Origin of the sequence: Candidatus Arsenophonus triatominarum, assembly GCF_001640365.1 — a bacterium.
GTDB lineage: Bacteria > Pseudomonadota > Gammaproteobacteria > Enterobacterales > Enterobacteriaceae > Arsenophonus > Arsenophonus triatominarum.
Genome location: NZ_LWMI01000012.1, coordinates 109113 through 119461, shown reverse-complemented (window position 1 = coordinate 119461; position 10349 = coordinate 109113). Strand labels below are relative to the sequence as shown.

The following is a 10349-nucleotide window of genomic DNA, read 5'->3' as shown; positions in this document are numbered from 1 at the left end:
GCTCTATTTTTAAGTTTAATTCAGCATAATATATAAATAGACAAAATCTTATAATTAAAAGCAACTTATTGTAATTTAAACAAATTTATACGTTTTAGTAACTTGCAAATTAACCATTGCTTTTAAGCCATTTCTGGAATTTTATATGCCTGTGCGAAACTCGTGTCCATTTCTCTTCCCCCAATGAGCTAATACCGCATTAATGCTTATGCGAAAGGGATTAATGACAATTATTGCGTCCAAAATCAGTGTTTAGCAGATATATTAATAAACATGCATTATTACTTAATCATACTTTTGATCTCTGCAAGTAGCCCGCTAATATAATTTTTCAACCAATTTTTGTGGCAGCACCATTAATGTTTTTCATCAAACTGGCTTTCAACCTGGCTGGGTTCAAGATTCAATTCAACGGTATGTGCACCAGCAAGTTTAGCTTCATGTACAAACCCAGCGGCAGGATAAACATATCCCGATGTACCAATTGTGACAAAAATATCCGCTGATGATAAAGCTTGATAAATCACCTCCATGCCTAGTGGCATTTCACCAAACCAAACAATATGGGGACGCAAAGGTTGAGGAAATTGGCAACAGTGACAACGGTCTTCGGTTGTTAGATCTCCTTTCCATTCAATAACCTGACCTGATTGACAGCAGCGAGCTTTTAATAATTCACCATGCATATGAACAATGCGTCTATTACCCGCTTTTTCATGTAAGTTATCGATATTTTGTGTAACTAATAAAAAATTATCACCCAGGAAATGTTCTAATTTTGCTAACGCATAATGGGCTGCGTTGGGTTTTATATCCGCTTGCTGTAATTGATAACGACGCTGATTGTAAAAACGTTGTACTAACTCTGGATCTCTAACAAAACCTTCAGGTGTTGCAACATCTTCAACCCGATGTTCTTCCCATAAACCATCCGTTGCGCGAAAAGTGCGAATTCCAGACTCAGCTGAAATCCCTGCGCCGGTTAACACGACAACTTTTTTTGTTTTCATCTTATCAATCAACTGTTTGTCTCGGTAAAAAAGGCAACAACGAAATCTTTGTCGATGTAATTTTTTCTTTTACGTAACTTTCTAAGTCGACAATAAAACCGCATCATTGGACAGTATCCTTTTTCATGCTAAACGACCCATTACTTTCAATCAAACCATCGCCTTTTTTAGATAATGACAGCAAAAATAACAACTGTTATTGCCCACTTAAAATTCGCGCCGGATCTATTTTTGTTGCCCGTTTAGCTGGATACCAACTTGCGAGTAAACTTAAAATTAATGTTGTTAACATGACATAAAATACATCGGTAATATGGAGCTCAGAGGGTAAAAAATCAATAAAATAAACATCACCTGACAAAATAGGATGACCAACAATATTTTCTATACATTTAATAATAGTCGTTAAATTTAGTGATATAAAAATCCCGACTAACATACCAATAAAACAACCAACCATTCCCGTTATTAATCCATACCATAAAAAAATAGCACGAATAAAACTATCTTTAGCACCGAGTGTTCTCAACACCGCAATATCAGTGCTTTTATCTTTCACTGCCATTACCAGCGTAGAGACAATATTAAAACAGGCGACACCAATTACCAAAATCATGGCCAGATACATTATGCCACGCACCATTTGAATATCGTTATACATGTAACCATAATCCGCTATCCAACTTTTAATAGTGACATAATGGCCAGTATTTATACCGGCATCATAAACCACTTTATTGGCAGCAAAAACATCATTCACACTGATCTGAAAACCAGTAACACCATCACCATAGGCTAAATATTGCTGCGCATCTTGCAATGGTACAATTGCCAGCTGATGATCTAACATACCATCTAATTTGAATACGCCAATAACCGTGACACTAATTAGATTCGGTTGCTGAATACGTAATTTATCATCATGATTAGGGATCATGATGGTAATATGATCTCCAGGCGAAACTTTTAATGTTTCTGCCACACCTTGACCTAAAATAATTTCGTTATTGCCGGGTTTTAATTTTTGCCAGGCATCATTCAAGATAAAATTAGGTAACGAACTAACTGATCGCTCTGACGATAAATCAACACCGGCTACCTGGATCGCTTTCAATGCGCTCCCCTTTTCGAGCAACCCAGTAAAATTAATATAGGGTGATACTCCAACAACCCCTGGTGTTTGTCGAACCTTATCTAAATCAGCTTGCCAATTTAAATAAGGCTGATTGACTGCCGCAATTTGTCCATGAGGGATAACTGAAAGTATGCGATTTTTTAATTCACGTTCAAAACCATTCATTGCACTTAAGCCAATAATCAACACTGCAACGCCAAGCACAATACCTAGTGTAGAAATAATCGAGATCAATGAAACCAAGCCAGCTCTTTTCTTGCCTTGACTAAAACGAAGTGCAATTTTTAACGCACGGGGTAATTCCGCCATGATCATTGCACTCCCATTAAGCTCTGATCATCCTGTAAATAACCATCCCGCATTTCCAGCTGACGAGTTAAACGACCGGCAAGTCGCAAATCATGAGTCACAACTAAAAATGCCGTCCCTTTTTGTCGATTAAGATCCATTAATAAATCAAAAATGACATCTGCATTGTGTAAGTCCAAATTACCGGTCGGTTCATCCGCCAGTACTAAAGCAGGTTCATTAACAATTGCCCGAGCAATTGCAACTCGCTGCCGCTCACCGCCAGATAATTCAGCGGAGCGATGATTAACTCGATGCGATAAACCTACTGCTGCTAACATCTCACTCGCTTTTTGCTGCGCTTTCACGCAAGTCATTCCGCCAATTAATAATGGCATCATTGCATTTTCCAACGCAGTAAAATCCGGTAATAGGTGATGAAATTGATAAATAAACCCCAACTTCTGATTGCGTAGTTCAGCTCTCCCATTGGTAGAAAGTGAGATAATTTTTTTACCATCAAAAATGACATCACCGCTAGTTGGCGTATCTAATCCACCCAATAAATGCAGTAGCGTACTCTTGCCAGAGCCTGAACTACCCAGAATTGCCATCATTTCACTTTTATTGATTGAGAAGGAGATATTTTTAAGTACATTAGTCGAAATTTTGCCATCTTGATAACATTTACAGAGGTCCTGGCAAACTAATAGCGGAGAATTATTCATAACGTAAAGCCTCTGCAGGTTGAACGGTGGCTGCACGCCAAGATGGATAAAGGGTGGCCAATAATGAGATAGCGATTGAAGATAAAGCGATTAATATAATACGAGCAGGATCAATAGATATCGGTAATTCGATTCCTTTAGCCAACAAACCTAACATAGGCATTATTATATTAAGCTGGCTTGCGATAAATAGACCTAATAATGATCCAATGATGGTACCAATGATGCCTGCCCCTGCTCCCTGTAACATAAAAATAGCCATAATCTGGCCTCGCTTTAAACCTAATGTTTGCAAAATAGCCACTTCAGACTGTTTTTCCATAACCAATAATGAAAGTGAAGTAACAATATTAAAAGCTGCCACGGCAATAATGAGACTCAATAATAATCCCATCATATTTTTTTCCATTCTCACTGCCTGAAAAAACTCACCCTTTCGTTCGCGCCAATCCTGCCATACCATACCTGCTGGTAACGTCTGTTGACTCAAGTTATCAACGGTTAAAGGTGCGTTAAGATAAAGACGCCAACCCGTAATATTACCGATCGGATAACGCATTAATCGTGCCGCGTCCTGTTGATTAACCAATAATTCGCTATTATCGGCTTCACCTTCGGTAGCAAAAAAGCCTGCTACCGTGAATAAACGCTGACTGGGTATTCTGCCCATTGGCGTAAGTTGACTAACACCTGGGACAATTAATCTCAATTGATCCCCCCTCTTTAGCTCTAGTTGCTCAGCCAATTTTACGCCTAAAATAACGTGGTAACTACCGGCAGTTAATACTGAAGGATCAACATCTTGCAGATGATTTAACAAAGGCTCGGTTGACTCTTCATCAATGCCAATCATGACCGCAACCCCCACATTTTGGCTGCTTTGCAATACAACATCATTTTCTACAATTGGGGCAATGCTCTCGATTCCTTCTAGATAGGTTGCATTTTTTGCTGGATATTGATTGGGATTGAGATTACCTTTAGGTGTCGTTAAAATAGCCTGTGGCATATATGCTAAAATACTCTGCTGCAATGAACGTTCAAAACCATTCATAACAGCAGTGACGGTAATTAATGCCATAACGCCTAATGCAATGCCAATTGTAGATAAACTCGATACGAACCGACCAAATCGGTCGCCTGTTCGTCCACGCATGTAACGTAGACCAATATAAAAGATAACAGACTGAGACATGAAATCCGATATACCTCTGTTGCCAAAGCAAAGTGTTTGGCGATAATAAAGGGTAGCGTCACTGAATGGAACCACCCTAAGCCAAAGTTTTACGATTTTTTATATCTAACTTATACAGATTAGACTATTTTTCGTTTGTTTTAGTGTCAACAAAACAAGTATTACAATTTCTATCAATGAGAATTAATTAATCCTTATGCCGGCAAAATATTGTTACCAACTACCCAAAAAGCAAGGTGATACTCGCCATTTGGGGTGTCTAATTGGCGCGGCAGCCGCTGTTGAGTGTGCTGATATTGTCGAACGCCATCAAGGTCTTGTCGTTTTAATCACTCAAGATACGCATAATGCCTTAAAATTATGTGATGAAATACAACAATTTTCGCAAAATTCAGTGACAATGCTTTCGGATTGGGAAACACTACCTTATGATAGTTTTTCACCACATCAAGAAATTATTTCTGCGCGCTTAGTCAATCTTTATCGACTACCCTTAACAAAAGGTTTGTTAATTGTTCCGGTTAATACATTAATGCAAAAAGTTTGCCCTGCTGATTTCCTAATCAGCAATGCACTGGTAATGCATAAAGGCGACAAGCTCTCACGTGAAAATTTGCGTAACAATCTTGATAAAGTCGGTTACCGACATGTTGAACAAGTACTCGAACATGGAGAATATGCTACTCGTGGAGCGTTACTTGATCTCTTTCCAATGGGCAGCGATAATCCATATCGGATTGACTTTTTTGATGATGAAATTGATAGCTTAAGAACTTTTGATGTTGATAGTCAACTGACTATCAGCGAAGTTGAGCAAATAAATCTACTGCCCGCTCACGAATTCCCAACAGATGATAAAGCTATTGAGTTATTCCGTAGCCAATGGCGTGAACATTTCGACGTACGGCGTGATCCTGAGCATATCTATCAACAAATTAGTAAAAAAATAATGCCAGCGGGAATTGAATATTGGCAGCCTCTTTTTTTCAATCAACCACTATCTTCTTTATTTGACTACTTCCCTGCTAATACTTTATTGATCACGCAAGATTTAGCAGCGGCGGCTAGTAGATTTTGGGCTGACACTTGTCAGCGCTATGAGAGCCGAAATGTTGATCCCATGCGTCCGCTACTACCGCCTGTTACACTTTGGCTAAATAGCGAACAACTCAATCACGCCCTTAAAACTTGGCCACGTATCAAAATTTCAGTTGAGCAGGTCGGTCAAAAAGCAGGCAACACTAACCTGCCCTACTTAGCTTTACCTGATTTAAGTATCAGCCAGCAAAATAAAGCCCCACTTGATAAACTGGAGCAGTTCAGCAAAAATTTTGCTGGCCGAATTATTTTTTCCGCAGAAAGTGCCGGACGGCTTGAAACAGTACAAGAGCTATTAGCACGGATAAAAATCAACCCTATTAAGATTAAAATGCTGTGTGAAGCCAATAAGCCAGGCTTTTATATCACCATGGGTGCAGCTGAACAGGGTTTTACTAATCAGGATCAACAAATAGCTCTTATTTGTGAAAGCGATATTTTAGGTAAACGGGTTACTCAACGTCATACTGAACAACGTAAATCGATTAATACCGATTTTTTGATCCGTAATCTGGCAGAGTTACGCCCCGGACAACCGGTTGTTCACCTTGAACATGGTGTTGGACGTTATCAAGGTTTAACCACTTTAGCCGCAGGCGGTATTCAAGCTGAGTACTTGATGCTGACTTATGCAGGCAATGATAAACTTTATGTTCCGGTTTCATCGCTAAATTTAATTAGCCGTTATAGTGGCGGCGGTGATGAAAGTGCACCACTACATAAATTAGGTGCTGATGTTTGGACTAAAGCGAAACAAAAAGCAGCTGAAAAAATTCGTGATGTGGCGGCAGAACTGTTAGATTTTCATGCTCAGCGTAGCATAAAGCCAGGTTTTGCTTTCAAGCACGATAAAATGCAATATCAGCTTTTTTGCCAAGGTTTTCCCTTCGAAACAACCGTTGATCAAGAACAGGCAATTAATGCCGTTTTAAGCGATATGTGTCAACCCATTGCCATGGATCGCTTAGTTTGTGGTGATGTCGGCTTTGGTAAAACCGAAGTAGCGATGCGAGCAGCATTCCTGGCAATAACCAATAATCAACAAGTTGCCGTGTTGGTACCTACAACGCTATTGGCGCAACAACACTTCGATAATTTTCGCGACCGTTTTGCAAACTGGCCAGTACGGATTGAAATGCTGTCACGCTTTCGTAGTAACAAAGAGCAGCAACAGATTATCAACGCAGCGGCTGAAGGAAAAGTGGATATCTTAATTGGTACCCATAAATTACTGCAAAATGATATCCGTTGGAAAACACTTGGGTTATTAATTGTTGATGAAGAGCATCGCTTCGGTGTTCGCCATAAAGAATTAATTAAATCGATGCGAGCTAATGTTGATATTCTAACATTAACGGCAACACCCATTCCTCGAACCCTTAATATGGCAATGAGTGGGATGCGTGATCTGTCGATTATTGCCACTCCGCCTTCTCGTCGATTATCGGTTAAAACCTTTGTTCGTCAATATGATGATTTAATTGTGCGGGAAGCAATTTTGCGTGAAATATTACGGGGTGGACAAGTTTACTATCTGTTTAATGATGTAAAATATATTGAAAAAGCCAAAGAGCGTTTGGCGTCGCTGGTACCTGAAGCGCGTTTTGTAATTGGCCATGGTCAAATGCGCGAAAGAGATCTAGAGCGGGTAATGACCGATTTCCATCGACAACGGTTCAATGTATTAATTTGCACCACCATTATTGAAACCGGAATCGATATTCCTACCGCTAATACTATTATTATTGAACGTGCAGATCATTTTGGTTTAGCGCAATTACATCAATTGCGTGGCAGGGTTGGCCGCTCTTATCATCAAGCTTATGCTTATCTTTTAACACCACACTCGAAAGCTATGACGGGTGACGCGCAAAAACGGCTTGAAGCGATCGCAGCACTAGAAGATCTTGGCGCTGGCTTTGCATTGGCTACCCATGATTTAGAAATTCGTGGTGCTGGCGAGTTACTTGGTGAAGAACAAAGCGGACAGATGACCACCATCGGATTTACACTTTATATGGAACTGCTAGAAAACGCCGTTGAGGCTTTAAAGCAAGGCAAGGAACCTTCTTTAGAAGAACTTACCAGCCAACAGACTGAAATTGAGTTAAGAATGCCGGTACTACTGCCGGATGACTATATTCCCGACGCAAATCTCCGATTATCGTTTTATAAAAGGATTGCCAGCGCCAAAAATGACAATGAGCTGGATGAGTTAAAAATTGAACTTATTGATCGTTTTGGTAGCCTGCCTGATGCAGGCAAGCAGTTACTACAATCTACTGCCATCCGGATGCATGCACAAGCATTAGGCATTAAACGAATAGAAGCTCATGAAAAAGGCGGATTTATTGAATTTAGTGAACAAAATAAAGTAAACGCGGCTTTTCTTATCGCGTTACTGCAAAACTCAGTTGATATTTATCGCCTAGATGGGCCTAATAAATTGAAATTTGTTAAACCACTAATCAATTATGCTGAAAGGCTCACTTTCGTCAGACACTTAATAACTGATTTTCAGTCACATCAAGTATAAATTAACTCATCGCTTCTTATTTTGATTACAGTAAGAAGCGATGGTTAATATCAAATTTGCTATTATTAATGGTGATCGGCATAAATTAATGTAATTTTAATCTAGGTCGAATAATATATATTAGTCTTAACTTAATCTGACAATTCTGATTTAAAAAAGAGCGTTACCGGTTTTAATTAACATCATTAGATAATTAAATAAAAGGTAATTCTATTGTATCAAACAAATAATCCTATCACAAACATAAAGTCGGGTTACTTAACCTCGCTGAAGAGCTTAATAACGTCTGTAGTGGCATACTAAATTTGGCCACCTAAGTTGAGGTGATATGCTTACCTCATAATTTTTATAGGTGCCGAAATGAGTAAAATAATTACTGCTGAATTTAAATGTGAAACCGCCAAATTAGTCCTTGACCAAAATTACACCTACCAGGAAGCCGCGAAAGGCATGAACGTCAGTCTTTCAGCGATTAGCCGGTGGGTAAGAGCCCTTCGTTTAGAACGTCAAGGGAAAACATCGCCTGGTCTGCCATTAACACCTGAACAAATTGAAAGCGCTGTAGAGTTGAGTATAGCTAGGCGACTTAATTTTGATTACAAGGTGTGTTATGAGTTATACAATTGATTTTCGACGTAAAGTAATATCTGTAAGGAAAGCCGAAGGTTTAACAATTCGAGAAACTGCGAAACAATTCCGTATTGGAAAAGCGTCTTTAGTACGTTGGCTTAAACGACCAGAGCCAAAAAATTCAACGCCACGTAAGAGGAAGCTCGATAAAAATGCTTTAGCAAAAGATGTGGAACAGTATCCAGATGCTTACCAAAAGGAACGGGCAGAGCGATTCGGTGTTTGTAAAAAGACTATTTGGCAATCCCTTAAAAAGCTGGGATTAACCTATAAAAAAAACTCTATTCCATCCAAAAACCAACGAAAGCGACAGGCTGGCACATCAGCAAAAAAGACAACAGTATGAAAAAAAAGATAAATCTGTTGTTTTTATTGATGAAAGTGGTTTTTCACATGACACTCCACGAACTCACGGCTATTCCCCAAAAGGTCACCGTTGTTTTGGCCTGAAAAACTGGGGTGCTAAGGGAAGAACAAATGTTATTGGCGCTTTATTGGGAACAACCCTTTTTGCTATCGGATTATTTGATTGCAGTATTAATCGTGATGTTTTTTATGTTTGGATCACAAAAATATTGCTCCCAGAACTTCCTGAAAATTCTGTTATTTTTATGGACAACGCTAGCTTTCACAAAGGTAAGAATATTGAACAGGCAATTATAAACGCAGGACACCAGATATAGCTAGGCGACTTAATTTTGATTACAGCATATGTATTAAAAACAGGTCATCGATAGTGCATCCTGTTTCCATCTTTTTACGTTTAGCTTGAGACCATTTATGTTCTATAGGATTTAAATCTGGTGAATACACAGGCAAATATTCTATCTGGTGTCCTGCGTTTATAATTGCCTGTTCAATATTCTTACCTTTGTGAAAGCTAGCGTTGTCCATAAAAATAACAGAATTTTCAGGAAGTTCTGGGAGCAATATTTTTGTGATCCAAACATAAAAAACATCACGATTAATATTGCAATCAAATAATCCGATAGCAAAAAGGGTTGTTCCCAATAAAGCGCCAATAACATTTGTTCTTCCCTTAGCACCCCAGTTTTTCAGGCCAAAACAACGGTGACCTTTTGGGGAATAGCCGTGAGTTCGTGGAGTGTCATGTGAAAAACCACTTTCATCAATAAAAACAACAGATTTATCTTTTTTTTCATACTGTTGTCTTTTTTGCTGATGTGCCAGCCTGTCGCTTTCGTTGGTTTTTGGATGGAATAGAGTTTTTTTTATAGGTTAATCCCAGCTTTTTAAGGGATTGCCAAATAGTCTTTTTACAAACACCGAATCGCTCTGCCCGTTCCTTTTGGTAAGCATCTGGATACTGTTCCACATCTTTTGCTAAAGCATTTTTATCGAGCTTCCTCTTACGTGGCGTTGAATTTTTTGGCTCTGGTCGTTTAAGCCAACGTACTAAAGACGCTTTTCCAATACGGAATTGTTTCGCAGTTTCTCGAATTGTTAAACCTTCGGCTTTCCTTACAGATATTACTTTACGTCGAAAATCAATTGTATAACTCATAACACACCTTGTGATCAAAATTAAGTCGCCTAGCTATAAAGCTTTGGTAGCCAGTCGTTGGCACCCATTCGGTCTTCAGACTACGGAAGAATCGTTCCATCGGACTATTATCCCAACAATTCCCTCTGCGACTGATACTTTGGGTCATCTGATAACGCCACAATGCCTGCCTATACTGACGACTGGTATAGCTAGGCGACTTAA

Annotated in this window: 8 protein-coding genes and 3 pseudogenes; 4 read left to right on the top strand and 7 right to left on the bottom strand. The window is 39.1% G+C overall.

Annotated elements, in window-relative coordinates; genetic code table 11:
• Positions 1-359 precede the first annotated feature (359 nt).
• The 4 genes and pseudogenes from cobB to lolC form a co-directional block, all read right to left on the bottom strand.
• Positions 360-1114, bottom strand: a pseudogene (gene cobB, locus AYJ55_RS12355) (Sir2 family NAD+-dependent deacetylase); the annotation flags it as partial.
• Between the two features lie 92 nt (positions 1115-1206).
• The gene (gene lolE, locus AYJ55_RS12350) at positions 1207-2454 is read right to left on the bottom strand and encodes a lipoprotein-releasing ABC transporter permease subunit LolE (protein ID WP_063656686.1); all 1248 of its coding nucleotides are present in this window, start codon (positions 2452-2454) and stop codon (positions 1207-1209) included.
• A gap of 2 nt (positions 2455-2456) precedes the next feature.
• Positions 2457-3161, bottom strand: coding sequence for a lipoprotein-releasing ABC transporter ATP-binding protein LolD (gene lolD / locus AYJ55_RS12345; protein WP_063656671.1), 705 nt, complete (start codon positions 3159-3161; stop codon positions 2457-2459).
• The gene (gene lolC, locus AYJ55_RS12340) at positions 3154-4356 is read right to left on the bottom strand and encodes a lipoprotein-releasing ABC transporter permease subunit LolC (protein WP_063656670.1); all 1203 of its coding nucleotides are present in this window, start codon (positions 4354-4356) and stop codon (positions 3154-3156) included. Before lolC ends, lolD begins: the two co-directional genes overlap by 8 nt.
• 196 nt (positions 4357-4552) lie before the next feature.
• Between lolC and mfd the strand changes: the two genes are divergently transcribed.
• The 4 genes and pseudogenes from mfd to AYJ55_RS28915 all read left to right on the top strand — a co-directional run bounded on the left by mfd (position 4553) and on the right by AYJ55_RS28915 (position 9303).
• The gene (mfd, locus tag AYJ55_RS12335; RefSeq protein WP_063656668.1) at positions 4553-7990 is read left to right on the top strand and encodes a transcription-repair coupling factor; all 3438 of its coding nucleotides are present in this window, start codon (positions 4553-4555) and stop codon (positions 7988-7990) included.
• Positions 7991-8350: 360 nt separating this feature from the next.
• Positions 8351-8545, top strand: a pseudogene (locus AYJ55_RS12330) (transposase); the annotation flags it as partial.
• Between the two features lie 55 nt (positions 8546-8600).
• Positions 8601-8966 (top strand): IS630 transposase-related protein, encoded by a 366-nt coding sequence (locus tag AYJ55_RS12325; RefSeq protein WP_063653415.1) that lies wholly within the window; start codon positions 8601-8603, stop codon positions 8964-8966.
• Positions 8890-9303 carry a transposase gene (locus AYJ55_RS28915; RefSeq protein WP_162505523.1) on the top strand — a complete coding sequence of 138 codons (414 nt, stop codon included), beginning with the start codon at positions 8890-8892 and terminating at the stop codon, positions 9301-9303. Before AYJ55_RS12325 ends, AYJ55_RS28915 begins: the two co-directional genes overlap by 77 nt.
• A gap of 19 nt (positions 9304-9322) precedes the next feature.
• On the opposite strand, the gene AYJ55_RS12315 is transcribed toward AYJ55_RS28915, so the two are convergent.
• The 3 genes and pseudogenes from AYJ55_RS12315 to AYJ55_RS26045 all read right to left on the bottom strand — a co-directional run.
• A complete protein-coding gene (locus tag AYJ55_RS12315; protein ID WP_063653499.1) occupies positions 9323-9811 on the bottom strand; it encodes an IS630 family transposase in 489 nt (162 codons plus the stop codon).
• Complete coding sequence (locus tag AYJ55_RS12310; protein ID WP_063653415.1) at positions 9780-10145, bottom strand: IS630 transposase-related protein; 366 nt, start codon at positions 10143-10145, stop codon at positions 9780-9782. Before AYJ55_RS12310 ends, AYJ55_RS12315 begins: the two co-directional genes overlap by 32 nt.
• Positions 10146-10182: 37 nt before the next feature.
• A pseudogene (locus AYJ55_RS26045) lies at positions 10183-10335 on the bottom strand (IS3 family transposase); the annotation flags it as partial.
• Positions 10336-10349 lie beyond the last annotated feature (14 nt).

Excerpts from the sequence above, each read along its gene's own strand:
- lolE (WP_063656686.1), bottom strand. The coding sequence starts at position 2,454 with ATGGCGGAATTACCCCGTGCGTTAAAAATTGCACTTCGTTTTAGTCAA.
- lolD (WP_063656671.1), bottom strand. The coding sequence starts at position 3,161 with ATGAATAATTCTCCGCTATTAGTTTGCCAGGACCTCTGTAAATGTTAT.
- AYJ55_RS12310 (WP_063653415.1), bottom strand. The coding sequence starts at position 10,145 with ATGAGTTATACAATTGATTTTCGACGTAAAGTAATATCTGTAAGGAAA.
- AYJ55_RS12325 (WP_063653415.1), top strand. The coding sequence starts at position 8,601 with ATGAGTTATACAATTGATTTTCGACGTAAAGTAATATCTGTAAGGAAA.
- mfd (WP_063656668.1), top strand. The coding sequence starts at position 4,553 with ATGCCGGCAAAATATTGTTACCAACTACCCAAAAAGCAAGGTGATACT.
- lolC (WP_063656670.1), bottom strand. The coding sequence starts at position 4,356 with ATGTCTCAGTCTGTTATCTTTTATATTGGTCTACGTTACATGCGTGGA.